General features: G+C 41.1%; 24 protein-coding genes and 1 other annotated feature. Of the genes, 9 read left to right on the top strand and 15 right to left on the bottom strand.

Features of this window, described 5'->3' with window-relative positions:
- Positions 1-4: 4 nt before the first annotated feature.
- From hisC to hisG, 3 genes are read right to left on the bottom strand one after another with little or no spacing between them, the layout of a single operon-like run.
- On the bottom strand, positions 5-1,075 hold the full coding sequence (gene hisC / locus P3L40_RS15740) for a histidinol-phosphate transaminase (RefSeq protein WP_094960650.1): 1,071 nt from the start codon (positions 1,073-1,075) through the stop codon (positions 5-7).
- Between the two features lie 3 nt (positions 1,076-1,078).
- A complete protein-coding gene (hisD, locus tag P3L40_RS15735) occupies positions 1,079-2,395 on the bottom strand; it encodes a histidinol dehydrogenase (RefSeq protein WP_196724526.1) in 1,317 nt (438 codons plus the stop codon).
- Between the two features lie 6 nt (positions 2,396-2,401).
- Positions 2,402-3,301 carry an ATP phosphoribosyltransferase gene (gene hisG, locus P3L40_RS15730; protein ID WP_004256451.1) on the bottom strand — a complete coding sequence of 300 codons (900 nt, stop codon included), beginning with the start codon at positions 3,299-3,301 and terminating at the stop codon, positions 2,402-2,404.
- Positions 3,302-3,355: 54 nt separating this feature from the next.
- Positions 3,356-3,483: a sequence feature (His leader region), on the bottom strand.
- A gap of 268 nt (positions 3,484-3,751) precedes the next feature.
- Here hisG and P3L40_RS15725 point away from each other — a divergent pair.
- Complete coding sequence (locus tag P3L40_RS15725) at positions 3,752-4,579, top strand: SDR family oxidoreductase (RefSeq protein WP_112307694.1); 828 nt, start codon at positions 3,752-3,754, stop codon at positions 4,577-4,579.
- On the opposite strand, the gene P3L40_RS15720 is transcribed toward P3L40_RS15725, so the two are convergent.
- A complete protein-coding gene (locus tag P3L40_RS15720) occupies positions 4,580-5,203 on the bottom strand; it encodes a glutathione S-transferase family protein (protein ID WP_136134441.1) in 624 nt (207 codons plus the stop codon).
- Between the two features lie 219 nt (positions 5,204-5,422).
- Between P3L40_RS15720 and P3L40_RS15715 the strand changes: the two genes are divergently transcribed.
- Positions 5,423-6,628, top strand: a complete 1,206-nt coding sequence (locus P3L40_RS15715; RefSeq protein ID WP_094960653.1) for a serine hydrolase — start codon at positions 5,423-5,425, stop codon at positions 6,626-6,628.
- An 80-nt stretch (positions 6,629-6,708) separates the two neighbouring features.
- Here P3L40_RS15715 and P3L40_RS15710 read toward each other — a convergent pair whose 3' ends face one another.
- The 3 genes from P3L40_RS15710 to ybjG all read right to left on the bottom strand — a co-directional run bounded on the left by P3L40_RS15710 (position 6,709) and on the right by ybjG (position 10,928).
- Positions 6,709-8,076 (bottom strand): L-serine ammonia-lyase, encoded by a 1,368-nt coding sequence (locus tag P3L40_RS15710; RefSeq protein ID WP_210852873.1) that lies wholly within the window; start codon positions 8,074-8,076, stop codon positions 6,709-6,711.
- A 75-nt stretch (positions 8,077-8,151) separates the two neighbouring features.
- On the bottom strand, positions 8,152-9,468 hold the full coding sequence (locus P3L40_RS15705) for a serine/threonine transporter (RefSeq protein ID WP_004256437.1): 1,317 nt from the start codon (positions 9,466-9,468) through the stop codon (positions 8,152-8,154).
- Positions 9,469-10,319: 851 nt separating this feature from the next.
- Complete coding sequence (gene ybjG / locus P3L40_RS15700; RefSeq protein ID WP_136134442.1) at positions 10,320-10,928, bottom strand: undecaprenyl-diphosphate phosphatase; 609 nt, start codon at positions 10,926-10,928, stop codon at positions 10,320-10,322.
- A gap of 197 nt (positions 10,929-11,125) precedes the next feature.
- Between ybjG and P3L40_RS15695 the strand changes: the two genes are divergently transcribed.
- A complete protein-coding gene (locus P3L40_RS15695) occupies positions 11,126-11,554 on the top strand; it encodes a secondary thiamine-phosphate synthase enzyme YjbQ (RefSeq protein WP_094960656.1) in 429 nt (142 codons plus the stop codon).
- A gap of 247 nt (positions 11,555-11,801) precedes the next feature.
- On the opposite strand, the gene P3L40_RS15690 is transcribed toward P3L40_RS15695, so the two are convergent.
- Entirely contained in the window at positions 11,802-12,065 is a 264-nt protein-coding gene (locus P3L40_RS15690) for a GrxA family glutaredoxin (RefSeq protein WP_210852870.1), read from the bottom strand.
- 160 nt (positions 12,066-12,225) lie between these two features.
- Here P3L40_RS15690 and P3L40_RS15685 point away from each other — a divergent pair, with 160 nt between their 5' ends.
- From P3L40_RS15685 to rlmC, 3 genes are all read left to right on the top strand, one after another.
- Positions 12,226-12,552 carry a YbjC family protein gene (locus tag P3L40_RS15685; protein ID WP_004256421.1) on the top strand — a complete coding sequence of 109 codons (327 nt, stop codon included), beginning with the start codon at positions 12,226-12,228 and terminating at the stop codon, positions 12,550-12,552.
- 139 nt (positions 12,553-12,691) lie between these two features.
- A complete protein-coding gene (locus P3L40_RS15680) occupies positions 12,692-13,207 on the top strand; it encodes a YbjN domain-containing protein (RefSeq protein ID WP_096864157.1) in 516 nt (171 codons plus the stop codon).
- 9 nt (positions 13,208-13,216) lie between these two features.
- Positions 13,217-14,350: a 23S rRNA (uracil(747)-C(5))-methyltransferase RlmC gene (gene rlmC, locus P3L40_RS15675; RefSeq protein WP_136134443.1), complete on the top strand. Its 1,134-nt coding sequence runs from the start codon at positions 13,217-13,219 to the stop codon at positions 14,348-14,350.
- Between the two features lie 59 nt (positions 14,351-14,409).
- Here rlmC and artM read toward each other — a convergent pair whose 3' ends face one another.
- The 6 genes from artM to P3L40_RS15645 form a co-directional block, all read right to left on the bottom strand.
- Complete coding sequence (gene artM / locus P3L40_RS15670) at positions 14,410-15,078, bottom strand: arginine ABC transporter permease ArtM (RefSeq protein ID WP_136134444.1); 669 nt, start codon at positions 15,076-15,078, stop codon at positions 14,410-14,412.
- Positions 15,075-15,815 carry an arginine ABC transporter permease ArtQ gene (gene artQ / locus P3L40_RS15665; RefSeq protein ID WP_004256406.1) on the bottom strand — a complete coding sequence of 247 codons (741 nt, stop codon included), beginning with the start codon at positions 15,813-15,815 and terminating at the stop codon, positions 15,075-15,077. Before artQ ends, artM begins: the two co-directional genes overlap by 4 nt.
- A gap of 12 nt (positions 15,816-15,827) precedes the next feature.
- A complete protein-coding gene (gene artJ / locus P3L40_RS15660; protein ID WP_004256405.1) occupies positions 15,828-16,571 on the bottom strand; it encodes an arginine ABC transporter substrate-binding protein in 744 nt (247 codons plus the stop codon).
- A gap of 18 nt (positions 16,572-16,589) precedes the next feature.
- On the bottom strand, positions 16,590-17,318 hold the full coding sequence (artP, locus tag P3L40_RS15655; RefSeq protein ID WP_004256404.1) for an arginine ABC transporter ATP-binding protein ArtP: 729 nt from the start codon (positions 17,316-17,318) through the stop codon (positions 16,590-16,592).
- 98 nt (positions 17,319-17,416) lie between these two features.
- Positions 17,417-18,898, bottom strand: coding sequence for a DUF2867 domain-containing protein (locus tag P3L40_RS15650; RefSeq protein WP_004256403.1), 1,482 nt, complete (start codon positions 18,896-18,898; stop codon positions 17,417-17,419).
- A 51-nt stretch (positions 18,899-18,949) separates the two neighbouring features.
- A complete protein-coding gene (locus tag P3L40_RS15645) occupies positions 18,950-19,849 on the bottom strand; it encodes a lysine exporter LysO family protein (RefSeq protein ID WP_004256402.1) in 900 nt (299 codons plus the stop codon).
- Between the two features lie 402 nt (positions 19,850-20,251).
- Here P3L40_RS15645 and P3L40_RS15640 point away from each other — a divergent pair, with 402 nt between their 5' ends.
- The 3 genes from P3L40_RS15640 (at position 20,252) to macB (ending at position 25,183) form a co-directional block, all read left to right on the top strand.
- Positions 20,252-21,916: a DUF2813 domain-containing protein gene (locus P3L40_RS15640; RefSeq protein ID WP_004256400.1), complete on the top strand. Its 1,665-nt coding sequence runs from the start codon at positions 20,252-20,254 to the stop codon at positions 21,914-21,916.
- Positions 21,917-22,130: 214 nt separating this feature from the next.
- The gene (gene macA, locus P3L40_RS15635) at positions 22,131-23,237 is read left to right on the top strand and encodes a macrolide transporter subunit MacA (RefSeq protein WP_004256397.1); all 1,107 of its coding nucleotides are present in this window, start codon (positions 22,131-22,133) and stop codon (positions 23,235-23,237) included.
- Between the two features lie 2 nt (positions 23,238-23,239).
- Positions 23,240-25,183, top strand: a complete 1,944-nt coding sequence (gene macB / locus P3L40_RS15630; RefSeq protein ID WP_004256395.1) for a macrolide ABC transporter ATP-binding protein/permease MacB — start codon at positions 23,240-23,242, stop codon at positions 25,181-25,183.
- Positions 25,184-25,246: 63 nt separating this feature from the next.
- Here macB and P3L40_RS15625 read toward each other — a convergent pair whose 3' ends face one another.
- The gene (locus P3L40_RS15625) at positions 25,247-26,311 is read right to left on the bottom strand and encodes a mannonate dehydratase (protein WP_004256393.1); all 1,065 of its coding nucleotides are present in this window, start codon (positions 26,309-26,311) and stop codon (positions 25,247-25,249) included.
- Positions 26,312-26,332: the final 21 nt, after the last annotated feature.

Below are 26,332 nucleotides of genomic sequence, written 5' to 3'. Positions count from 1 at the left end.
CTAATTAGCAAAGTGCTGCAATAGCTTCAATAACACGGGTATTTTCTATTTCTGTCCCAATAGTAATACGCAGGCAATTAATGAGACCGGGTTGTTTACTTTGGTCACGTAAAATAATGCCTTGGTCCCACAGGGCTTTAAAGACTTTATTTCCATCAGTGAAACGCACCAAAATATAGTTGGTTTCACTTGGATAAACATGTTCAACCACTGATAAGTCGCGTAGCGCTTCACGAAGTGCAATACGGTTTTCTGTTACCGTTTCTACACGGCTTTTCATCGTCTCAATACCTTGGGGCTCAAGGGCTTGAGCTGCAATCATCGCAACAGGGGTTGATAACGGGTAAGGGGCGATAACCTTTAATAGCACTTCAATCACTTCAGGGGATGCTAAAGTAAAACCACAACGTAAACCTGCTAATGCAAAGGCTTTGGATAAGGTTCTTAAAATTACCAAGTTTGGGTATTGTGCTAACCAGCTTGCCACACTGTATTGTGGGCAGAACTCAATATAGGCTTCATCGACAACGACTAATGCACGGCCCGCAGCCATATCTAGCACTTCGCGTAAATCTTTATTGTCGATGATATTGCCTGTTGGGTTATTCGGGCTGCAAATATAAATCAGTTTGGTATTGGATAGATTTTCACGGATCGCGTTAACGTTTAATGCCCAGTCTGGCAACGCCATGATTTTCTTTTGTTCAACACCAAAGGTTTCTGCACTGACGCTGTACATGCCATAGGTTGGCGGGCAAAACATCACCGCATCTTTCCCCGGCTCACAAAATGCGCGGATTAACAACTCGATGGACTCATCGGCCCCACGGCAAACTAGCACTTGTTCTGGTTTAACTTTGGCATAAGCTGCATAGTTATTGATCACCGCAACTGGTTGGCATTCAGGATAACGGTTAAGGTTGCGTTCACTGAATTGGTAATCAGGTGCAATTGGGTATTCATTGGCATTGAGCCAAACGTCGCCATTTCCCCCTAAACGTCGTGCAGACATATAAGGCGTCATGGTTTTAACATTTTCACGTGCAAGACTGGCGGCATTAAATGGTTGGCTCATGACTTACTCCTGATTTTGTTTTTTTAGTTCGTTAACGCGTAAGGTAACGGCATTTTTGTGAGCGGTGAGTTGCTCTGCTTGGGCTAAGGTTTCGATGGTGTCGGCTAAGCCTAATAAACCTTGCTTCGACAGTTTTTGAACTGTCATTCGCTTCATAAAATCGGCGAGGCCAAGGCTTGAATAGGTTGCGGTATACCCGTAAGTGGGTAATACGTGATTTGTGCCTGATGCATAGTCGCCAGCCGACTCCGGTGACCAGTCGCCAACAAACACCGAGCCCGCGCTAGTAATTGCATCTACTAAATCATCTGCATTGCGAGTTTGCAGTATTAAGTGCTCAGGGCCATAACGGTTACTAATTTCAACGCATTGAGCGATGGAATCAGCGATGATGACACGGCTGGCGCTCAATGCTTCTCGAGCAATTTCTGCACGTGAAAGTTGCGCTAATTGTTTTTCTGTTTCTTCGATCACGCGTTGGGCAAAGTTTTCATCATCAGTTAATAAAATAACTTGTGAATCAGGGCCATGCTCTGCTTGAGATAGCAAATCAGATGCGGTAAATGCTGGGTTTGCACCGTTATCAGCAATGACTAACACTTCGGAAGGCCCCGCAGGCATGTCAATAGCGGCTCCATCATGGCTTTGACTCACTTGGCGTTTTGCTTCAGTGACATAGGCATTACCGGGGCCAAAAATTTTATCAACTGCAGGAATACTTTGGGTACCAAATGCCATTGCAGCAATCGCTTGCGCACCGCCTACTTGGAAAATATCACTGATGCCACACAGTTTCGCAGCATACAAAATTTCATCGGCAATAGGTGGGGGCGAACACAAAATAATTTTGCGACAGCCTGCGATATTCGCAGGGGTTCCCAACATCATGACCGTTGATAACAAGGGAGCAGACCCTCCCGGAATATATAAACCGACCGCATCTATTGGGCGTGTGACTTGTTGGCACACGACGCCTGCCTGTGTTTCTACTGTAATCGGAGTGGGTTTTTGGGCTTCGTGAAAACGACGAATGTTACCAATGGCGGTTTTCATTGCTGTTTTGATTTCATCACCAAGACGAGCCTCTGCCGCGTCAACAGCATTTGCAGGTACACGCACTGTTTCGATTTCAGTTTTATCGAAACGACGGCTCAGTGCTTTGAGAGCGATATCGCCCTCGTTACGGACTTGGTCAATAATTTGGCTAACCGCAGTACTAATGCTACCAGAAGCCGCTATTGCGGGGCGCATTAATAAAGCGCTTTGTTGCTCTTGGTTACAAGCCGACCAGCGAACAGGTTGGTTAAATCCCATTTTCATGACGGCTTACTCCATCATTTTTTCAATTGGCAGGACAAGAATAGAGCTTGCACCTAAAGCTTTGAGTTTTTCCATGGTTTCCCAGAACAGCGTTTCTGAGCTCACCATGTGCATCGCCACACGGCTTTGTTCGCCTGCTAACGGTAGAATTGTTGGGCGTTCAGCGCCCGGCAGCAAGGCAATGATCTCTTCCAGTGTTTCACTTGGCGCGTGCAACATGATGTATTTGGATTCACGTGCTTGAATAACACCTTGGATACGGGTCATCATGCGGTCAATAAGCTGTTGTTTTTCCGGCGACATCTCGCCATCACGTTGAATTAAACAGGCTTTAGAGCGATAAATAACTTCCACTTCTTTTAGACCGTTTGCTTCAAGTGTTGCACCTGTAGAGACGAGGTCACAGATAGCGTCGGAAAGGCCAGCACGCGGGGCAACTTCGACTGAACCATTTAACAAGCATGATTTAAATTGAATGCCTTTTTGGTCGAAATAGCGTTTTAACAAGTGAGGGTAGGAAGTTGCAACGCGTGAGCCATTTAAGCACTCAGCACCAGTATAGTTGAAATCTAATGGGGCAGCGAGAGATAAGCGGCACCCACCGAAATCAAGACGACGCAGGGTTTTATACTGCGGGTTTTCCCCTTGAGCACGGCGGTTTAATAACTCTTCTTCAAGAACGTTTTCACCGATGATCCCTAAGTCAACGACACCGTCCATGACCAGCCCCGGAATATCGTCATCGCGAACGCGGAGTAAATCAATAGGCATATTTTCTGCATAAGCAATCAAACGCTGTTGTTGTAAATTGATTTTGATGCCACAGCGAGAAAGCAATTCTCTTGATTCTTCACTCAGACGGCCTGATTTTTGTATTGCAATACGTAAACGTGATTTATCCAACATGACTTTACCCTTATCCCTTTTAAAATTTTTTGTTTAGTAACTCTTTGTTCAAGAATAAAAAAACCCTCGGAAGATTATCTTCCGAGGGTTCTCTCAATTCGCATTTCAGCCACCGGAAGATTCGTTGAACGTCTTCCAGCACACATCGCCCGAAAGACTAGTCAGGATGATGGTGGTGATGATGGTTGCGTGAAATACGATTCATAATGTCTTCCGTTCTGTTATTTAAGTGAATGACTAAACATTCATTGTGCTAACTAAATACTCATTGGTATTCAACCTATCCGATTTCCCCCTATGAATGCAACCTTTTTTTAAAAAATAACCAATAATAATTAGTTGTTCACTTTTTATAGTGATAAATCCCTCAGAAATTGTATTCGGAAGTTTTATGGTTTTCAGCTACTCTGTGATTAATTTCAGTCAGTTGAACGATTGGGGAGTTTTCATATGAAAAAAGTCACTGTCATCGGGTTAGGGTGGGTTGGGTTACCGCTCGCCCAAGCCTTATTGTCTCAAGGCATTCATGTGGTTGGAACTAAAACGACACCAGATGGTATTGAAGCCGCTCAAGCGGTTGGAATTGAGTGTTATGCATTGAAATTAACCCCAGAACTTGAATGTGATGACGACGATTTAGCGCAGTTGATGGAACAAAGTGATGCTATCGTTATCTTGCTTCCGCCCTCTAAAATTAATACCGAATACTATGTGATGGCGATTGAAACACTGGTGAATAGCGCAATAGCCTTTCAGGTGCCTAAAGTTATTTTCACGTCATCTACTGCGGTTTATGGGGAACAAAATGGTGAAATGACCGAAGACAGCCTATTGGATGGGGTGACGGATTCGGCTAAAGCCTTGGTGGCGACAGAACAGTGGTTGCATCAGTTACCGAACATATCGGTGGATATTCTGCGATTAGCGGGATTAGTCGGTGAAAAACGCCATGCAGGGCGTTTTTTAGCGGGGAAAACCGGGGTAAAGGGGGCAAACCAGCCTGTGAATATGGTTCATCAAGATGATGTGATTGCTGCCATTTTATTATTGCTCCAGCAACCGCAAGGGGGGCATATTTATAACCTCTGTGCGCCAGTCCACCCAACACGAGCCGAATTTTATACTCATGCAGCACAATCTATCGGGTTAGTTCCGCCTCAGTTTATTGAGGAAGAGAGTGCATTAGTGGGGAAAACCATTAACGGTAATAGAATTTGCCAAGAACTCGGGTTTGAATACCAGTACCCAAACCCAAGTTTGATGAATATGACCCTGTGATTATTTAATCGGGATCATGACAATTTTTTGGAACGCAGGGCGTGTGGTCAGTTGCTGGTACCAGCGTTCCAAATTGTTAAATTCGGGGCGCTGCGTGACAATTTCATGCCAAGGGTAAAATAGTGGTGCGATAGCAATGTCAGCGATACCAAATTTATCACCACTAAAATAAGCTTGGTTAGCTAATGCATTATCAGCAATGGTTAGTAACCGATTGATATTGCCATAAATAATTTTAGCTTGTTCTGGGTCTCTATCCGCTTCTGGGACACGAACAATTTTGTTCATCATCTGTTTAATGTGGTCGAATAAATTAGCACCACTCCAATCCATCCATTTATCTGCGGCAGCTCGTTCTTGTAGGTCTTGTGCGAGCAATAAGTGAGAATGATCAAACTTTTCCGTAAGGTAACGTAAAATCGCATTCGATTCCCACAGCGCAAAGTCATCATCCTGTAGAGTTGGAATTGTGCTGTTTGGATTCATTTTTATATATTCAGGTGTATCTAGCCCACCAAATGGGCCACCCACATCTTTTTGATTGTAAGCGATATTTAATTCTTCTAAGCACCAAAGTACTTTTTTGACATTGGAAGAGTTGACGCGTCCCCAAACAGTTAACATGGCAGTCTCCTAAATTTTGATTTTTTGGCATCGACCATGGTTAAGATAGATTAAATTTACTCAGAGGCAAATGTTTATTTGTTATCAGTGGCCTCAGTGAAATTAAAGTCTTATATTAGGTCTAGTTATCAAATTTTGTCACAGCGATGGGTTCTCGTTTAGTGATGTTGAGTCAATGACAGTAATTTAAATGTGTAGAATTAAGTGAAGGAATAACCGATGAGTAAGAAAATGTTGTCTTTAAAAACCCGCCGAGCTGGTATTGGGTTGAGCCTTTTGGTTGCCGTAAGTACCAGTGCTTATGCGGCGCAGACACCGGTTGCTCCTCAAGTCGATGCAAAAGCGTTTGTTTTGATGGATTATAATAGCGGTAAAATTTTAGCGTCTGGGAATCCAGATGAACGCTTAGATCCCGCAAGTTTAACAAAAATTATGACCAGCTATGTGATTGGGCAAGCGGTGAATGCAGGGAAAATTACCCCACAGGATATGGTTACGGTAGGTGAAGATGCATGGGCAACGGGAAACCCTGTTCTTAAAGGCTCTTCTTTGATGTTTTTAAAGCCAAAAGATCGTGTTTCCGTATTGGATTTAAATAAAGGGATCGTGATCCAGTCAGGGAATGATGCCAGTATTGCTCTTGCCGATTATGTTGCAGGTAGCCAAGACTCATTTGTGAGTTTAATGAATCAATACGTGCAAAAGATTGGTTTAAAGAATACCCATTTTAAAACCGTTCATGGCCTCGATTCAGAGGGGCAATATAGTACTGCACGGGATATGGCATTGTTAACCCAAGCAATGATCCGTGATGTTCCCGATGAATACGCACTGCACAAGGAAAAAGAGTTTACCTTTAATAAAATTCGTCAACCAAACCGTAACCGTCTGTTATGGAACCAAAATTTAAAAGTGGATGGCGTAAAAACTGGGCACACGAGTGGAGCAGGCCATAACCTAGTCGCCTCTGCAACAGAAGGCGATATGCGTTTGATTTCAGTTGTGTTGGGAGCGCCAAGTGACCGTGTGCGTTTTTCTGAAAGCGAAAAATTACTCACTTGGGGTTTCCGTTTCTTTGAAACAGTCACGCCAATTAAGGCAGATGCCACACTGAAAAAGCAGCGTGTCTGGTTTGGTGATACTTCAGAAGTTGATTTAGGGGTTGCCGATGATGTTTCAATTACGATTCCTAAAGGGCAATTGCAAAACTTGAAAGTGGATATTCAACTAACTAACGATTCACTTGAAGCGCCTCTTGCTAAAAACCAAGCGGTAGGAACGATTAACTTTATTCTGAATGATGAAATCGTCGAACAGCATCCTCTAGTTGCAAAAAGTGCCGTTGAGGAAGCGGGATTTTTCGGTCGTATTTGGGATTACATCATGAAAACGATTAGTGGCTGGTGGAGTGCCATTTTCGGTTAATAATGATTAAATGAAAATGATGTGAACAAAAAATGCCTGCATTAGCAGGCATTTTTATAGAGACGATAGATAAACAAATGCTATTCGCAGTGAGCCAATTTAATCGCTAATCCCCCTTGGGATGTTTCACGATACTTAGCGTTAATATCTTTACCAGTTTCATACATGGTTTCAATGACTTTATCGAGGCAAACACGTGGGTCACTGACACGGCGTAATGCCATGCGTGCTGCATTTACGGCTTTAACGGAAGCAATGGCGTTACGTTCAATACAAGGTACTTGAACTTGCCCTCCAACAGGGTCGCAGGTGAGACCTAAGTTATGCTCCATGGCAATTTCTGCTGCGATACACACTTGCTCAGGGCTACCGCCCATTAATTCGGCGAGCCCCGCAGCGGCCATCGAACAAGCAACACCCACTTCTCCTTGGCAGCCCACTTCGGCGCCGGAAATTGACGCATTCATTTTATATAATGCACCAATGACACCGGAAACTAGAAAATAACGGGTATAGGAATTTTCATTCACAGGGCGAATGAATTTGTCATAGTAAGCTAATACCGCAGGAATAATGCCACAGGCTCCATTCGTTGGTGCCGTTACAACACGACCACCCGCTGCATTTTCTTCGTTAACGGCAAGCGCATACATATTGATCCAATCAATGACGGCCATTGGGTCCATATTGGTGTTATCGGTTGTTACGAGTTGACGACGTAACGCTGCTGCTCGACGTGGCACACGTAATGGGCCTGGTAGTAAACCTTCGGTTGTCACTCCCCGTTCAATACCGGATTTCATGACATCCCATACGGACGAGAGATATTGCTGAATTTCTTCTTTACTGCGTAACGCTAATTCATTCTGCATCACGAGTGCGGAAAGTGATAACCCTGTGTCTTTACAATGTTTTTGCAGGTCGGCCGCATATTTAAATGGGTAAGGGACTTGAACTGCATTTTCGTCTGACTGGCCAAAATGTTCTTCATCGACAATAAAACCACCGCCGATAGAATAGTAATTTTTGCTGTAAATAACATCATCACCACTGAATGCCGTAATACTCATTCCATTTTCATGGAGGGGGAGATTGGTTGTATGAAAATTCATCCCCCCTTCAGTAGGGAAATCAACTTCATGTTGCCCATGTGCAAGGGAGAGCCTTTCAGTTTGCTCAACATTACGCATAAAAGCAGGAATAGCGTCAATATCAATGGTATCCGGTAAGTTACCCGCAAGACCCATAATAATCGCCATATCCGTTGCATGGCCTTTACCCGTTAAAGAGAGCGAACCATATACATCAACTGCAATTCGTGTTGTGCGAGAGAGTAATTTTTGCTGGATAAGGTCGTCAACAAACTGTTTGCCCGCTTTCATTGGGCCGACGGTATGGGAACTAGAAGGGCCGATGCCAATTTTGAAGATATCAAATACACTAATCATATTCAGTGCTTCCTTTTGTAGAAAGTCATTGAAATTAGGTAGCTTCCGTTGTTGGTCGCTACCTAGTGGCTTCAATTAGAAGAATAACTTATATGTTGCCGCAGAGATAGCGACCAGACCCATAATTACGATAAATACATTGCTGATTTTACCTGAGTATTTACGCATTGCTGGTACCTTGCTAATTGCATACATTGGCATTAAGAACAGTAAGATAGCGATAACTGGGCCACCGAGGCTTTCAATAATATCTAGCACACCTGGGTTCAATGTTGCCACTAACCAAGTTGTGACTAACATGAAGATTGCAGTACCGCGGTTTAACTTGCGAACATCAATTGTTTTACCTTTTGCACGGTAAGCACGTTCAACTAGACCATTGAAACCTTCACGAGCACCTAAATAGTGACCAAGGAAGGATTTAATAATTGCAATAAAGGCAATGATTGCAGCTGCATATTTAATGAATGGCTGGTCAAAATAGCCAGACAGGTAGTCAAGAATACTGATATTTTGTGCTTTAGCTTGTGCAAGATCCGCTGAAGATAAGGTAAAGACACAGCTTATCACGAAGAACATAACTGTCAGCACCATCAGAATGTGTGCAGAAGCAAGGATCCGTGAACATTTTTGTTCAGCTGCATCACCGTATTCTTCACGTTTTGCAACGGAGAAAGCGGAGATAATTGGCGAGTGGTTAAATGCGAATACCATCACTGGGATTGTTAGCCAAATAGTGACCCAGATGCTTTGTCCGCCGGTATTTTTTGTTGCTTCAGTGATACCTTCCCAAGTTAATGTATTTAGTACATCACCAGACCAATGTGGGATCATATACAGTGAGAATGCAACCAGCACGGCGATAAATGGAAACACTAACATACTCATGACTTTTACGATGTATTTTTCACCGAATGCCACAATCGCCATCACTCCGCCTACAAGGATCAAGGCAAGTAACCAGCGTGGTGGTGCGCCAACGCCCAATAATTCGGTTAAGAATTTATTGACGTTATTGGTGATGGAAACACCATAAACAAGAAGAATAGGGTAAATAGCAAAGAAGTAGAGTAGGGTGATCCAGTTTCCTGCTGTGCGACCAAAATGTTCTTCTACAACTTCAGTGATATCACCATCAGGTTTTGAACCAGAAAGAACGAAGCGTGTTAACCCACGGTGAGCAAAAAATGTCATTGGGAAGGCTAATACCAGCATCAGTAAAACAGGTAATAAACCACTCATACCTGCATTGATTGGCAAAAACAATACCCCAGCACCGATAGCTGTACCATATAAACCCAGCATCCATACTGTGTCAGTTTTGCGCCAAGCACTACTATTTACTGTTTGCGAGGCCGTTTTGTCGATGGAACCAACTTTTGTTGCATCCATAATAGTCTCCGAAAATATAAGTCAAAAAAATCATTTAGCGTAACTGCAAATGCGTTACGACCTTTTAATCTTTTGGTACGAACAATTACTCAATAACAATTGTTTTCTTTTGCGTAACAATCTGATTGGAAATAAAACTAAAATTGACGGTAAATTGATTTTCAATCAGTTTTGTATTTTTATCATTAAATTTTAACATTGGATTTTGAGTGTGTGAATTTATAGTTTACCAGAATAAAATGCCGTGATCATTATCTCAAAAGAGAAATATCCCCCAAGATTGCGAGATATAATTATATTTTATAAAAATGTTAAATAAATTTGTGTTAAGTTTGTTTTTATTAGCAATTAAATAGTGGGTGAATAAGTTAAGCTTTACTTAAATGTGAGCAGAATTAAATTCTGTTAGAAAAATATTATTATATTAATGATTAAAATTGAGCTGATTAAAATATCATCCATATCAATATAAATATTGAACTGTACTGTAACAATAGTACAAGTTAATTGTTAGGGTTGTGATATAAGTTATTGAAAATAAATAAAATATTTTTATTTTTTAGATTGATTTATTGCGTAACTAATTAGTTTAAAAATTGGAGGAAAGATAACTATATATTAATTATTTTACGTTTTTTTTGTGCTTATATTTGCCACTTTTTTTGCAACGAAAAAAATAATTAAAATAGGTAACAAGATATTTGTTAAGTAATTGTTTTAATAATTTTATTGATAACTTCAAAAAAGTTTTAATCATGAGAATGGAAATAAACAGAAACTTTGATTTAGCGCAATTTTTATAATGCTAAACATACTGGCATTAATTAATGCCAGTATTTGAATATACGTTGTTATGGTTGAAACCAACCTTTACGAATAAGAGAGGCAAAAATAAAACTATATAGCCGAGTGATAGGTAATTGAATTTTATACGCACCAACAGACCAGAGGATCTGGGCCAAACCGCATGCGACAATCGCCAGTATAAAGGCACCTGCCATATCTAAAGGCCAATGAACACCGAGGTAAATACGTGACCAAGCAATAACGACAGCGGGGATCATCATCACGAGGCCAACCCAAGTTCTTAGCCAGAAAAGAAATGCAAAAGCGAATGTAAAGACAATCGTGCCATGGTTACTTGGGAATGAAGGCGTGGCTTCATGCTCGGAGAAATTAGTGCCAATTCCCATGACAAATGGGCGGTCATGCGGCGCGAAATAGCCCACTAGCCATGAAATGGTTAAGCCAATGACGATAGCAATGGCTGCTTTACAAGCAAAGGCACGTTGGCGAGTCATATTTGGCTGGACGCCCCAAAACCAACAAGCAACAGTAAATAGTGGAAATAATAGAATTAAGCGTTTCGCAATCACGTTCGCTACAGCAATGGTTCCACTAGCGGTTTCTGGAGTCGCATTGATCAAATTGAATAGATCAAGGTTAAGTTGTTCCAGCACAGTTCAGTACCTCGGTCAGATGGTTAGTGAGACAGAATAGATATAAAAGGGGGAGATTAAAGTTTCTTAATGAGCAGGTAAAGTCCCTTTGTCTTATTATTGAAAGCTATATGCGACAAATTTACTTGCGGTTTAACATTTACTCAATAATTATTTAGTGCAGTAATGAGTTTAGATAAGTCAAGAGAGAAAAAGTGATGTGGTGGCAAAAAGAGATACAACTTAGCGCAAAAGCGAGAGGGTTTCATTTAGTGACAGAAGAAATTCTCAAGCAACTTCCTGAACTTAGCTTAATCAAGGTTGGTTTAGCGAATATTTTTATTCAACATACATCAGCATCTTTAACAATCAATGAAAATGCAGATTACACTGTCAGGGAAGATTTCGAGAGCTTTTTCAATCAGGCCGTTCCTGAAAATGAACCTTATTATAAGCATGATTATGAAGGAAGTGATGACATGCCTGCGCACTTAAAAAGCAGTTTATTGGGTGCAAGTTTGACTATTCCAATTACTAAAGGGTGTTTAAACATGGGGACGTGGCAGGGGATTTATTTATGTGAGCACCGAAATTATGGTGGAAAACGTAGATTAATCATTACATTGCAAGGCGAACCCAGCCGTTAGAAACAAAAAACCCGATAGCATGAAAACAAATAGTTGGCTATCGGGCTCCTCAATATGGGGACATCAAAGAAAAGCAGTGGCACTAATTAAGACCCCGTCTAAAAAAGAAAGTTCTCACCTAGATGAAAAAAAGTACAATATTTTTATTAAATTTGGCTTAAATAGCACAAAAAGAACAAGCAAAGTGTTAACACCTATAAATAAGTGAACAACTTTGCTTGTTGAGATGAAAAACAGAAGGGGCTAATTATTTGTATAGATTCAAATTTTCTTTTGTGTAAGCTTCGAAATCTGTGCATCCACCAATATGTTGCTCATCAATAAAAATTTGTGGAACGGTTTCAACAGGTTTGCCAACAGTTTTAGATAAATCTTCTTTAGAAATACCTTCAGCTTGAATATCAACGTAGCGGTAGTCAAAATCTTCACGTTCATTTTTCAGTTTTTCAGCGAGTTCTTTTGCACGAACACAGTATGGGCAGCCAGGACGACCAAAAATAACAGTATACATAGTATCTCCTTTTTATCTTGAGCTCAGATTCTAATTGCAATGCTCAATACTATGCCTACATAAGTTATGAAATAAAAGTCGAATTTTCCTGTTATACCTATAGGTATGACATATAATTCTCAGTTTGAGAAAGTGACACAATAATGAGAGGAGAAAAAGAATGAGCAATAAACCTCAGTCTAAAGGGACAATGCGTTCACTAGCGGACATGCCAAAGCCCATTATCGTGTTAGAAGGTGTGGGTATCATTCTGCTTATTATTGTTTTGTTAGCAACAAATGACTATATCACATTGCCGGAGCCTTTAATGCAGCCAGGGGCGATCGTGAGCATGATTATGGTCGGCATTGGCTGTTTGGTCCCCGCAATGGTCAATATTGTCTGGCGAGCAATTCATGGCCTGAGTTTTTTGGGCATTGATAATAAACAACCAGAAAAGAATGTATCTAAAAAGCCAGACTCTACAGATAATAAACCAGATGAATAAGTAGATTGAGCGTGGTTTTACTGGTGTTTCGCTCTACAATGTGTGAGAATTATTCGTTTTTTAGTTAGGGGGAAAATGTGCCAGAACCCTAACAAATCGATATTGCACGACTATTTTGAGTTGAAGAAGGTTACTATCCATGGATTCTATTTGTTACCCTGACATCACTAAGTTACGTGAATGGTTAGACCAACTCAAAACCTCTTATTTCGAGTGTGATTCCTGCTCTGCATTACATTTACCTCATATGCAAAATATAGACGGTATTTTTGATGCAAAGCTCGATATTTTAAATAATGTTTTGGTGTTGTCTGCATTAGCTGAACTCAAACCGACAGCGATTGTGACGTTAGTGGCGAATATCAGCCAAATTAATGCCAGCTCATTAACGGCAAAAGTTTTCCTTGAAATAAACAATGAAAACTTGCCTAAATTGATTGTTAGCCAATCATTTTCATTAGAAGCAGGAATGACGTATCGTCAATTCTGCCATTTTTTACAGCAAGCGGAAGAGCAAATTTCAGCTATTGTCTTTGAAATCTTTAGCAATAATTTGTTATATGCGAATCAAGATGACTTTAGTGAAGATGATGACAGCTCTGAAGAAGGCTCTGAGCTTTCTCTTGATGACAAACCTTCAGTTATTCTCCACTAAGTTTTTGCTATGCATTGTGAAAAATATGCCACAGGGCAATGCCATTCATGCCAATGGCTAACATTAACGCCTGAACAGCAAATTACCGAAAAGCAGAGCCAACTACAGGCTCTTTTGCCTGCTATTGATACTTCTTTATTTCAGCCTCCAGTGACAGGGCCGCAAACGGCTTTTCGTAATAAAGCCAAAATGGTCGTTAGTGGTAGTGTTGAGAAGCCAATTTTAGGTATTGTTGGGCGAGATGGGCAAGGTGTAGATTTAACGGACTGCCCGTTGTATCCAGATGCCTTTTCTGATGTGTTTAGTGCCATTATTCCTTTTATTGCAAGGGCAGGGTTGACGCCTTATAACATTGAGCGCAAACGCGGTGAATTAAAATACCTATTATTAACCCAAAGTCATTACTCTGGGAAATTCATGCTGCGGTTTGTTTTGCGCTCAGAGAAAAAAATTGAGCAGTTAAGAAACGCACTTCCATGGCTACAAGTACAGTTGCCACAGCTTGAGGTGATCACCGCCAATATTCAACCTATACATATGGCAATATTGGAAGGGGAACAGGAAGTATTTCTAACTGAGCAGCACGTTTTACGTGAAGAATTTAATCAAGTTCCTCTGTTTATCCGCCCGCAAAGTTTTTTTCAAACCAATCCTATTGTGGCGGCAAAGTTATACCAAACTGCAAGGGAATGGGTTAAAGCGTTAGATATTCATAGCTTGTGGGATCTGTTTTGTGGCGTGGGCGGCTTTGGGCTGCACTGTGCTGAAAAAGACACTCACTTAACAGGGATAGAAATCAGTGCGCCAGCGATTGCCAGCGCACAGCAATCCGCGGATGAACTTGGATTAAAGCATGTTGAGTTTAAAGCCCTTGATTCAACGCGTTTTGCCACGGCGAATCAGGATATCCCTCAGCTTATTTTAGTCAATCCGCCACGCCGAGGAATTGGTAAAGAGTTATGCGATTTCCTTTCCCATGTGCAGCCTGAATATATTTTGTATTCTAGCTGTAATGCACAAACCATGGCGCAAGATTTACAACTGTTGGCTGGCTATCAAGTCTGTAAGGCACGATTGTTTGATTTATTTCCTCATACGGCGCATTATGAGGTATTGACTTTATTAAAACGGTTAACTCATTAATAGATAATATAAAAAAAGCTTGGTTTTAATACCAAGCTTTCTATTAAAGTGAGATAAAACTAGCCTCTGTGCTCAAATTCCAACGCTTTGCGTTCAATTAAACGCATTAGCACTGTTAAAATTGCATTGACCACTAAATAAATAATTCCCGCAGCAACAAACGCCATCACATTCCAGCTTTGACCAAAGATCAGTTGGCTGTAGCCCATGACATCTAACATTGTAATCGTACTGGCAAGTGACGTACTCTTGAAAATCAGGACGACTTCATTGGAATAGGACGATAACGAACGCTTAAAGGCATAAGGCAAAATAATACGCATGGTTTGCATTTTACTCATGCCAAGCGCTTGGCAAGACTGCCATTGACCTGATGGAATGGCTTTAACTGCGCCGTGGAATAACAAAGTGGAATAAGCCGCACTGTTTAAGGCCAATGCAACCATTGCACAGACCCAAGGCGTGGAAATAATATCCCACAACATGGGATAATCTTGCAATGATTTAAATTGACTTGGACCGTTATAAATTAAGAAAAATTGTACCAATAACGGCGTACCAGTGAAAAGCGTGATATAGACTTTAACGGCTTGAGAAACCACAGGGGTTTTCAGCGAGAGAACTAAAGTAAATAATATCGCTAAGATAAAAGCCACAATGAGTGCGCTAAACGTTAGTGATAAGCTGGTTGGTAGCCCTGGAAGAATATCTAAAATTAAATCCATCATTTTGATTCACCTCGCTCAAAGCGAGTAGTACGCAATTCAATACGTTTTAAGATAACTTGACTGACTAACGTAATGGCAAGGTAAATCAAACCCACAATGGCGTACCATGTGAATGGTTCGTGAGTTCTATTGACGATTGTTTTTGTTTGTAGCATCAAATCATTAACACTGATGAGTGAAACTAACGCGGTATCTTTTAATAATACAAGCCATTGGTTGCCTAAGCCTGGAAGCGCATGGCGCCACATTTGCGGCATAATGAACCGAAAGAAAATAGTGCGTTTGTTTAAACCTAATGCAAAACCTGCTTCCCACTGGCCATAAGGTACTGCTTTTAAAGCTCCTCTTAATGTTTGTGATGCATAAGAGGCGTACAACAAGGCAAGGGCAATAACACCACAAACAAATGGGGTATAGTCAAATTCGCCACTATTAGCAAAGAAAATGCTGGGGTCGATTTGAATAGTGGTTTGCCAAAAACCGAGGTTTATATCGAACCCATCACCAAACAAATTGATCAGTTGTAATGTACCGAAGTAGACAAATAATACGACCAATAATTCAGGTAGACCGCGGATCAAGGTAACCCAGCAGGTCCCTAAAAAGGCAATAGGTTTAAAACGAACGGACTCCCACGCAGTAAATAACATGGCGAGGATCAGCCCCAAAACCAGTGCAGAAACAGCAAGGCCGACGGTGATACCGGCGGCACTTGTTAAAAATAGAAAGTTGCTCATTAATTATATCAATTACTGTTGAAACCATTTTTTGTGGATAGCATCATAAGTGCCGTCTGCTTTAACTTCAGCTAAGGCTTTATTCATTTTATCCAACAGCTCTTTATTCCCTTTACGAACCGCAATACCTAAACCAATACCGAAATATTGTGGGTCAGTCACTTTTTCACCAACAGCAGCTAAGTTTTCGTTACCTTTAGCTTTTAACCATTCGTCAGCAACTGCGGTATCACCGAAGACGGCATCGATACGGCCATTTTGTAGGTCTAAAATAGCAGATTGGTAGTTATCATAAGGAACGGTTGTCATCCCTTTATGTTGTTCCATGATGTATTTTTGGTGAGTGGTTCCGTTTTGAACACCAATTTTTTTATCTTTTAATTGGTCTACTGAGCTGATTTTTTCTTTTACAGCAATAAATTCTGCTGAGTTAGGGTAGTAAGTCTCAGTGAAATCCACTTGCTGTTGGCGCTCAGGGGTAATATCGATACCTGCCATTAATGCTTCAAAGCGACGGAATTTTAAGCTAGGGATTAAGCTGTCGAAAGATTGGTGAGTAAATGTACAAGTTGCATTCATTTTTTCACACATTGCATTGGCTAAATCAACGTCAAAGCCAACGATTTGGTTATTCTTATCGAACATTTCAAAAGGTGCGTAAGTCGCTTCTGTTGCAAAACGGATGGTTTCTTTTTCCGCAGCAGTTGCAGATAGGGTTACAGCGCCCAGTAGTGCAGCTAATATAATTTTTTTCATTGCTTAATCCTATATCTATTAATGTGACAGATAATTTGCAAATGCTTCTGTTTGAGGTGCAGTGAAATGGCTTGCATCCCCTTGTTCTACTATATGGCCGTTTTCCATATACACGACACGGCTAGCGGTTTTGCGAGCAATTTCCACTTCGTGAGTGACGATGACTTGTGTAATCCCAGTTGCAGATAGTTCACGAATAATATCAACAACTTGAGCGGTGATTTCTGGGTCAAGTGCCGCGGTTGGTTCATCAAATAATAAAACTTTTGGTTCCATCATTAGCGCTCTTGCAATCGCAACACGCTGTTGCTGACCACCCGATAAATGTAAGGGGTAGCGATCAGCAAATTGCGACAACCGTAAGCGTTCTAATAACTTAGACGCTTTTGCTTGCGCTTCTTGCTTTGATAATTTTAATACGCGGCAAGGTGCTTCAATTAAGTTGTCCATAACGCTCAGATGAGGCCACAGATTATATTGTTGAAATACCATCCCTACATTTTGACGCAGCTCACGAATCGCTTTCGCATCTGGAGCTGAAGAAAAGTCAAATTGCTGACCCACAATATTCAAGTGGCCTGAACGTGGCATTTCTAATAAATTGAGGACACGTAACAATGAGCTTTTACCAGCCCCGCTTGGCCCAAGTAATACCATAGTCTCACCAGCAGAACACTCTAGATTGATATCAAAGAGTGCCTGATGGGAACCATAGAAACAGTTGATGTTTTTTAATTGAATGCTCATGTGTACCAATAATATCTTATTTCACTACCCGCGATATTAATCCTATGAGCATATTTATGCAATAATTTCTGCATAAAAATTTGGTTTTTACGCTAAAATTATTCCGATTTAACGGTCAGTTGCTCTGCTTGCTGTTCTTTAGCGAGTTGTTTATCTCGCTCATAAGCCAGTTCGCTGATGCGTTTTGCCATTCCCTTAAAAATAAATAAATGTGCGGGCATCATGGCAAACCAATAGAGTAGGCCGCAAAAGCCAGCTGGGTGCCACCATGCCCGAACATCGATTGAACGGCGGTTTCCGCTATCATGAATAGTAAAAGTTAGGCGGCCAAGTCCTGGCGCTTTCATACCAAATAACAAGCTAAGTTGTTTATTAGGCTCAAGATTAATCACGCGCCAGCCGTCAATTTCATCACCGAGTTGGAGCTGTTCACGATCGGGGCGGCCGTACTTCACTTTATTTAACATCATATCGTCCATGATGGCGCGAGTTTTCCACAGGCCATTGGCATAGAAATAGCCGTTTTTTCCGCCGATTTGTTGCACTGTATACCAAAGCGATTCTGAACTGGCTGTTGTTCCAAGGGTTGCTCCCGCTTGTTTTGGGTAATAGCCATAGCCGGGACGCCAGCGTTTTCTGACTTCTGGGTCATAACCCCAATCTGCGTTATCAACGGCATCGGCTTCTTCTGCTAAAGTCGTTCTAACGGCATCATCAAAAGAAATTAAGGTTTGGGGGATCAGTTCTCGTAACGCTTTATCATCCGCGGGAAGGTCGTGCTGCAAGCCTTGAATTAACTCCTTAGCGATTGACGGTGGTACGGAGGTGATCAAACTGATGAAATGCACGGAAATCATACTAATGGGGATCGGAATAGGAATAAGTAAACGCCGCTTACCACTGACTTTAATAAAGCGCTTAAATAGCTCTTGGTAGCTAATAAACTCAGGGCCACCTGCATCAAAAATCCGATTCTCAGTTGTTGGTATTTTTGCCAGTTGCGTTAAATAATACAAAATATTCGATAGGGCGATAGGTGACGATTTAGAACGAACCCAACGTGGTGGCGTTAAAATCGCTAAGTTGTAGACCATATCACGCATAATTTCGAATGCGGCAGAACCAGACCCAACGATAATTGATGAGCGGATTTCGGTAACAGGGATTTGGCTTTCACGTAAAATATCACCGGTTAAACGTCGAGCAATTAGGTGTGGTGAATAGGTATGCCCGTGTTGTAATGCACTGAGATAGATAACATGTTTAACGCTTGAGCCTTCAAGGGCTTGTTGCACGTTGCGAGCGGCTGCACGCTCACGCTCGACTAAATTGGCTTGGTCGGCCATGCTATGAACGAGGAAATAAACAATATCGATGCCTTCCATGACACCTTTTAGTGTTTCAGGGTCGTGAAGATCCACATAAATGCATTGGGTATCTTGCCAGCCTTGAGATAACATCCAATCAACACGACGTGCACCTGCTGTTACGTCATATCCTTGCTCAATGAGTTTAGGGATCAGATTCTGACCAATATAACCACTAGCGCCCAACACTAAAACACGTTGTTTATCTGTCATGTTAATTTCCTGATTCACGCAAATTAACAGCTATTGTGACTGAAATTTTACCTATGTAAAGAAGGCCATGAGAATTGGCGTAATAAGACTCAGTACGAAGCCGTGAACAATAGCGGCAGGGACAATTGAAACCCCACCACTACGTTGTAAAACAGGCAGTGTAAAATCCATTGATGTTGAACCACAAATGCCAAGAGCGGTTGAGCGGTAACGGTTAATAATAATTGGAATAAGCATGATTGCAGCAAGTTCCCTTGCTAAATCATTGAAAAAAGCAGCGCTCCCCATGACTGGGCCATAAGCATCGGTGAGGACAATCCCTGTTAATGAGTACCAGCCAAAGCCAGAAGCCAGCGCTAACCCCATTTTCACGGGAAGGTCTAGTAAGAACGCGGCTAACGCACCACCCGCTAATGCACTGACCGCCATGACAAACGCAATGGTTGTACCGCGGCGGTTGATTAAAATTTGCTTGATGCTCATGCCGCTGTTACGTAGCTGGATACCGACGAGTAATAGCAGTAGCATTAACGCCAATTGGCTCCCTTTGTCGGCATAGTGCAGAAAATCAAAATGAGTTAGGCCAACGACAAATCCGAGTAGTAACACTCCGCATAGTTGTAAGGATTCGAGCACCATTTTGATTCGTGAAGGTGGTTTTTCTTGTTTATGTTGCGGAATTTTCCAAGGATCAAATTTATCCAGCAATAACAGTGAGATTACATTCAATGAAAATATGCAACCAAAAAAGGTAACTGCATAAATTAAAATAGAAAATAAGTGAACACTTAAATTTTCAAGAAGTGCAAGAGTAATTCCCATTAAAAATAAAATAACATACACCATTGAATTCAAGGATTGGTGTACTCGATGGAGAATTTGCTTGTTTTTAATAGGAATAAGATAACCAAGCGTTAATGGTAGAAGAATAATTAAGAGTCCTGAATACATGGCCGCATCCTTAGAGGTTATCCCATCGACTAGCTAAATATAAACAAAGGGTTATACAATTTTATTTATTTAGGTTATTGAAGTACAAACCCGATTTAACGCCCCGTGCTAAAAGTTCTTTTTGTTATAAAATGTTTTTATTGGCTAACTAATAAAAAATAGGTCAAAAACACTAAAAATAAAAGTTTTACTATTTTATAACACTGCAATTAGATGCTCAACATAGTTTGCTATTTTGCTATGAAGAATTTTTATTTTACATACATAGTTATAGTAATAAAGAAGGTTAATCGGTAAGCTCTAAATATTGTTCTTTAGTATATCCAATTGACGGAATCACCCGATATGTAATGAAAACTAATAATATTTAGGGTGAACTAAAAATATTCCAAGGAGAGTGATATGTACCTGGAACGTGTGGAAATATACGGATTTAGAGGGATTAACCGCCTTTCATTAGAACTGAATAACAGTACAGTTTTAGTTGGCGAGAATTCATGGGGAAAGTCGAGCTTACTTGATGCTCTTGACCTTCTTCTTTCTCCTGAACATATAGATTACCAGTTCAGTCTTCATGATTTTCACTATCCCGCAGGGAATGATGAGTCACGTTACCGTTCATTGCAGATAGTCTTAAAATTTTGTGAACGCCGCAAAGGGCGTCATCAATCCTATCGTTTTCATAACTTAGCCTCAGTTTGGGTAGATAACGGTGATGACCTTAAACATATTTTTTATCGTGTTAGTGCAGAGCTTAAAGATGATGACACGATAGTTGTCGATAAAAGCTTTTTAAATGCAGGTGGTAATAAACTTTCATTGGACAACGTCGGTAAATATATTAAAGAAATTATTCGGTTGTATCCTGTTATTCGCCTTCGTGATGCGCGTTTTTTACACTCACTTAATCCAGAAACGATTGTTTCAGGGCAAAAAGATGTACGTGACTTATTTAATGCTCGTATTAAGGAACTCACTAGCGCATTGGTCAACAACCCTGAACGCTTAAGTGATGAAGATCTCTGTGATGGGGTTGATGCCATGCAACAGTTGCTTAGCCATTACTTCTCTGGGCAAAGCTCCCATATTATTCGTTCAGATAATTCAATGGTTAAAATAGAACCGCGTAAACGCGGTTGGAAAGCGCTTGATAATATTAACCGGTTAATTGCCAAACCAAATCAACGTAATATTCGGTTAATTATTTTAGGGATGTTTTCTTCTTTATTACAATCAAAGGGTAATATTCATTTAGATAAATACGCTCGGCCATTGATTATTGTTGAAGACCCTGAAACGCGTTTGCACCCAATTATGCTTTCCATTGCATGGGGCTTATTTAGCTTATTTTCTCTACAGAGGATCACCACGACGAATTCAGGGGAGCTACTTTCATTAGCGCCTTTGGAGGATTTATGTCGTCTGGTTCGTAATACGAATAAAGTTTCAGCTTATCGTTTAAATGAAAATGATTTGAGTGCTGAAGAATTACGTAAAATTTCTTTCCATATTCGCTTTAATCGTCCGTCAGCCTTGTTCGCTCGCTGTTGGTTATTAGTTGAAGGGGAAACTGAAATTTGGCTGATGAATGAATTCTCGCGCCAGTGTAACTATTACTTTGAAACAGAAGGAATAAAAGTTATTGCATTTGCGCAAAGTGGTTTGAAACCACTGCTAAAGTTTGCCAATAAAATGGGAATTGAATGGCATGTTTTAACTGATGGTGATGAAGCAGGACGTAAATATGCGGCAACAGCGACGCATTATGCTAATAAAATTAATTCCTCAGATAGAGATAGGCTAACGATGCTACCCGCACCAGATATGGAACATTTCCTATATCGTGAAGGGTTTCGAAAACTTTATCATGAAATTGCTGATATTCCAGATAATGCAAAGGTTTCAACAAGGCGAGTGATTATTAAGGCGATTTCACGTACATCGAAGCCGGATTTAGCATTAGCTACTGTTAATCGGGCGGCTGAGTTAGGTCCAGATAGTATCCCGCTACAGTTGAAAAGTATGTTTTCTCGTGTGGCATGGTTGGCAAGGGGTAAAGCAAATTAATGGTGATATCGATAAATTTTACGGGTTGTTGATGGATTATTGAGAAATCGCACTCTTAGGTTTATCTCATGTTGAATCAATTGATAACTTAAGTGATATATAATTTGATCATTAGTTTTTAGCTGGCAACAAATTGGAAAGTTACTTTCTTTTACAAGTTGTCAGCGATCTTAGAGGGCAATGCCCTCTTTTTGTTCATAGGAAGCGAATAAACATGAAGGCAAAGCCTAAGAAAAAGTGGCCGATTTATTTGGCAATCATTATTGTTGCCCTAGTCACTGCTGGGTTTCTTTTTAATCGTGAGGAAGTAGAGGTTTTTCAAACCGTAGATGTCACTCGAGGCGATTTAGATAAACAAGTGCTGGCAACGGGAAAACTTGACGCTGTACGTAAAGTCGATGTGGGGGCTCAGGTGAGTGGGCAACTACAAACCCTGTATGTCAAAGAGGGTGATTATGTTAAAAAAGGTGATTTATTAGCCGTTATTGACCCGAAAAAAGCCCAGAATGATGTGACTGAGTCTGAAGCGATGACTCGTGAACTTGAAGCGAATCTATCATTAGTTCAAGCGGAACTTCGTCTCGCTCAACTGACTTATCAACGTCATTTGAGCCTAGCAAAGCAACAAGCGGTTTCTCAGCAAGAACTTGATAAAGCCAAAACCGATGTAGAAGTGAAAAAAGCGCAAGTTGCCACTTATCAAGCGCAAATTAAGCGTAACCAAGCCACTTTAGATTCGGCAAAAACAAATTTGAAATACACTCAAATTACGGCTCCAATGGATGGCATTGTCACCTTTATTAAAACATTACAAGGGCAGACGGTTATTGCTGCTCAGGAAGCACCAACGATTTTAACACTTGCGGATTTAGACACGATGCTAGTAAAAGCGGAAGTTTCTGAAGCCGATGTGATTTATTTGGAGCCTGGGCAAGATGCCTCGTTTACCGTCTTAGGCGCTCCAGATAAAAAATTCTCAGGGCAACTAAAAGATATTTTACCAACACCTGAAAAAATCAATGATGCCATTTTCTATTATGCGCGCTTTGAGGTACCCAATCCGCAACATTTATTGAAATTACAAATGACCGCTCAGGTCACTATTGAATTAGAGTCACGTAAAAATGTTCTGTTACTACCGCTATCTGCATTAGGCAATGAAATTTCACCACAAACCTATGAAGTGGATATCCTTCAAGGCAATAAAGTCGAGAAAAAACACGTTGAAATTGGTGGTCGAAATGATGTGTATGTGGAAATTACCAAAGGCCTAAATGAAGGTGACAAAGTGGTCATTGGCCATAGCGAGACGGAATACTAACTATGTCTGCGTTAATTGATCTTCAAGGGATCACTCGCCGCTACGGGGAAGGCGAAAACCAAGTTACAGTCTTAAAAAATGTCTCACTGCAAATTAATGCAGGTGAGATGGTGGCGATTATTGGTGCTTCTGGTTCAGGTAAATCCACGCTCATGAATATTATTGGGTGCTTAGATAAACCAACTGAAGGGAATTATTGCATTGATGGTCAAAGCGTTGCAACGTTAGATAACGACCAATTGGCAGAACTGCGCCGAGAGCATTTTGGCTTTATTTTTCAACGTTACCATTTACTGAGTCATTTAAGTGCGGAACAAAATGTTGAGGTGCCTGCGGTGTATGCAGGGGCGGGTAAAAACCAACGTCGTGAGCGAGCAGCCCAGCTATTACAGCGTCTAGGGTTAGGGGAGCGAGTTGATTATCGCCCAAGTCAGTTGTCTGGTGGGCAACAACAGCGCGTGAGTATTGCTCGCGCTCTTATGAATGGTGGGCAGATAATTCTCGCGGATGAGCCAACAGGAGCACTGGATAGCCATTCGGGGGAAGAGGTCATGAATATTTTAAAAGACCTCTGTGCCCAAGGGCATACCGTAATTATTGTCACGCATGACCCTGAAATTGCTCAACAAGCGGAACGTATTATCGAAATTAAAGATGGCGAGATTTTGAATGACTCGGGTAGCAAAGCCACGAAACGAACAAATTCATTACCAAAAGCTCCCCCACGAAAATTCTCTTTAGCTCAGGCGTATGGGCGGTTTAGTGAGGCCTTATTAATGGCTTGGCGTGCCATGGTCGTTAATAAGATGCGTACATTGCTGACTATGCTTGGGATTATCATTGGCATTGCGTCGGTGGTATCAATAATGGTGATCGGTGATGCTGCTCAAGGCATGGTCCTTAATGATATAAAATCAATCGGGACGAATACCATTTCAATTTATCCAGGGGAAGACTTTGGGTACGATGATGCAAAAAATCGTCAGTCCTTGAGAGCCTCAGATATTGATGCATTAGCAAAACAGCCTTATGTGTACGCGATTTCTGGCGAGCTCAACCACTCAACACGCTTAAGAAAAGGGAATGTTGACGCTTCGGCACAGCTCACTGGTGTTGGGCGGGATTATTTTAATGTTTATGCCTCTAAATTTTCAGAAGGTATGAGTTTCACGCAAGATATGGTGGATAAGCGCGCACAAGTGGTGGTTATTGATGCCAATACTAAACGCCGCTTTTTCCCTAAACAAGAACATGTTATTGGCGAAACTTTGCTCATTGGTAATATGCCTGTAACGATTATCGGTGTGCTTGAAGAGAAAAAATCGACTTTTGGTTCGAGTAAGTCGCTATCGGTTTGGTTACCGGATACTACGGTGAATAGTAAAATTCTGAACCGTCCATACTATGAGAGCTTTGTTGTTAGGGTGAAAGACGGTTACGATGCGAAAACGGTAGAACAGCAACTGACCCGCTTACTCACGTTGCGCCATGGTAAAAAGGATATTTTCACCTATAACCTTGATACTTTTGTAAAAACAGCGGAAAAAACCACCCAGACTATGCAACTGTTTCTAACATTAGTCGCGGTTATTTCGCTGGTGGTTGGTGGTATTGGTGTGATGAATATTATGCTGGTTTCTGTTACCGAAAGGACGCGAGAAATTGGTATTCGCATGGCGGTAGGGGCTAGGACTAGCGATGTGATGCAGCAATTTCTTATCGAAGCCGTACTAGTCTGTTTAATGGGCGGGTTGATGGGGATTGGCCTATCGTATGGGATTAGTTTATTGGCTCAAATGGCACTACCAGGCTGGACTTTTTCTTTTGACCCGGTGGCATTAGTCAGTGCCTTTGTTTGTTCAACAGCCATTGGCATTATTTTTGGCTTTTTACCTGCTCGAAATGCAGCTCGCTTGAACCCAATTGATGCGTTGGCGAGGGAATAAATTGTTCGTATAAAGCTCTCCATGCACATTTATCAAAATAGTGCATGGAGCATTATTTATATATTATTTCAGTACTTTAAGTAATGCTTGCATATATCCCATCGCATAAGCCATACCTGCGTGCCATGGCGCATCACATGACATTTGTGGCGTATGGTCAGGGATTAATACACCTGTATAATTATTTTCTTTTAATATTGTTAATACCTTCAACATGTCAATATCGCCCTCATCAATGAAGGTTTCATGATAGTGTGGCACTTTACCTTTAACGTTCCTAAAATGGACGTATGCCATCGCATCTTGACTTGCATATTGTTGCACTGCTTCGTAAACGTTGCCCTCAGACATTTCGGCAATGGTTCCAAGACAAAACTCTAGCGCATTTGATTTACTTGGTTTTATATCTAGTAATTTTTGATATAAGTGAGGTTGATTGACGAGCCTTGGCTGACCTCTGACAAACTCTAGTGGAGGATCGTCTGGATGAGCAGCTAGGCGAACGCCTGCTTCTTCAGCGACAGGGATAATATGGTTTAAGAACCAGGTTAACCTTTCCCAGAGTTGCTCTGTTGTTGTTTCAGGACGATAACCAGCACTATGGTTATTGATTTTCATATTCCATGCCATATTATCCGGCATTGGTTCTAGAATGTCTTCGTTGATGCCAGATAAACCAACAGTTTGAGCACCTCCTCGTGCTTTGTTTTCGATAACTCGCCCTGCGACTCCTGCCAGACTGAAATTATATCCAAAGACAGGAATACCTGCTTTCCCTACATTTCTAATAATGTTTTTGACGACTTCAAGCTGTTCTAATTTTTTAGGACCGTCAAACAAAATATCATCCCAGTGGCAAGGGTCGAAATTTTCAATTGCATAAAATGTTAAGCCAAACTCTTGCATCCGGTCACGGATTTTTATTAGTTCATCTACTGTCCAGACATCACCAACAGCCGTTCCCCAGCCATCATTATCGCCAATTGGCTGGTCGCTGCGTGAAAATCGTTCATTACTATTAAAGTAGTCGACCATATGAACAACGATATGAGTTGCTCCACATTGTTTTGCAAAAGCATAATGTTCATCATTAAGCATATGTCGATATAAACCAAATCCTAGTTTCATAATTATTAACCTTTTAATTTG

Origin of the sequence: Providencia sp. PROV040, from assembly GCF_032706145.1 — a bacterium.
GTDB classification, from domain to species: Bacteria; Pseudomonadota; Gammaproteobacteria; order Enterobacterales; family Enterobacteriaceae; genus Providencia; species Providencia hangzhouensis.
This window is presented reverse-complemented; position numbering and strand designations above follow the sequence as displayed.

Coding starts and splice junctions, on each gene's coding strand:
- hisC (WP_094960650.1), bottom strand. CDS start 1,075: ATGAGCCAACCATTTAATGCCGCCAGTCTTGCACGTGAAAATGTTAAA.
- hisD (WP_196724526.1), bottom strand. CDS start 2,395: ATGAAAATGGGATTTAACCAACCTGTTCGCTGGTCGGCTTGTAACCAA.
- hisG (WP_004256451.1), bottom strand. CDS start 3,301: ATGTTGGATAAATCACGTTTACGTATTGCAATACAAAAATCAGGCCGT.
- P3L40_RS15725 (WP_112307694.1), top strand. CDS start 3,752: ATGAAAAAAGTCACTGTCATCGGGTTAGGGTGGGTTGGGTTACCGCTC.
- P3L40_RS15720 (WP_136134441.1), bottom strand. CDS start 5,203: ATGTTAACTGTTTGGGGACGCGTCAACTCTTCCAATGTCAAAAAAGTA.
- P3L40_RS15715 (WP_094960653.1), top strand. CDS start 5,423: ATGAGTAAGAAAATGTTGTCTTTAAAAACCCGCCGAGCTGGTATTGGG.
- P3L40_RS15710 (WP_210852873.1), bottom strand. CDS start 8,076: ATGATTAGTGTATTTGATATCTTCAAAATTGGCATCGGCCCTTCTAGT.
- P3L40_RS15705 (WP_004256437.1), bottom strand. CDS start 9,468: ATGGATGCAACAAAAGTTGGTTCCATCGACAAAACGGCCTCGCAAACA.
- P3L40_RS15695 (WP_094960656.1), top strand. CDS start 11,126: ATGTGGTGGCAAAAAGAGATACAACTTAGCGCAAAAGCGAGAGGGTTT.
- P3L40_RS15690 (WP_210852870.1), bottom strand. CDS start 12,065: ATGTATACTGTTATTTTTGGTCGTCCTGGCTGCCCATACTGTGTTCGT.
- P3L40_RS15685 (WP_004256421.1), top strand. CDS start 12,226: ATGAGCAATAAACCTCAGTCTAAAGGGACAATGCGTTCACTAGCGGAC.
- P3L40_RS15680 (WP_096864157.1), top strand. CDS start 12,692: ATGGATTCTATTTGTTACCCTGACATCACTAAGTTACGTGAATGGTTA.
- rlmC (WP_136134443.1), top strand. CDS start 13,217: ATGCATTGTGAAAAATATGCCACAGGGCAATGCCATTCATGCCAATGG.
- artM (WP_136134444.1), bottom strand. CDS start 15,078: ATGATGGATTTAATTTTAGATATTCTTCCAGGGCTACCAACCAGCTTA.
- artQ (WP_004256406.1), bottom strand. CDS start 15,815: ATGAGCAACTTTCTATTTTTAACAAGTGCCGCCGGTATCACCGTCGGC.
- artJ (WP_004256405.1), bottom strand. CDS start 16,571: ATGAAAAAAATTATATTAGCTGCACTACTGGGCGCTGTAACCCTATCT.
- artP (WP_004256404.1), bottom strand. CDS start 17,318: ATGAGCATTCAATTAAAAAACATCAACTGTTTCTATGGTTCCCATCAG.
- P3L40_RS15650 (WP_004256403.1), bottom strand. CDS start 18,898: ATGACAGATAAACAACGTGTTTTAGTGTTGGGCGCTAGTGGTTATATT.
- P3L40_RS15645 (WP_004256402.1), bottom strand. CDS start 19,849: ATGTATTCAGGACTCTTAATTATTCTTCTACCATTAACGCTTGGTTAT.
- P3L40_RS15640 (WP_004256400.1), top strand. CDS start 20,252: ATGTACCTGGAACGTGTGGAAATATACGGATTTAGAGGGATTAACCGC.
- macA (WP_004256397.1), top strand. CDS start 22,131: ATGAAGGCAAAGCCTAAGAAAAAGTGGCCGATTTATTTGGCAATCATT.
- macB (WP_004256395.1), top strand. CDS start 23,240: ATGTCTGCGTTAATTGATCTTCAAGGGATCACTCGCCGCTACGGGGAA.
- P3L40_RS15625 (WP_004256393.1), bottom strand. CDS start 26,311: ATGAAACTAGGATTTGGTTTATATCGACATATGCTTAATGATGAACAT.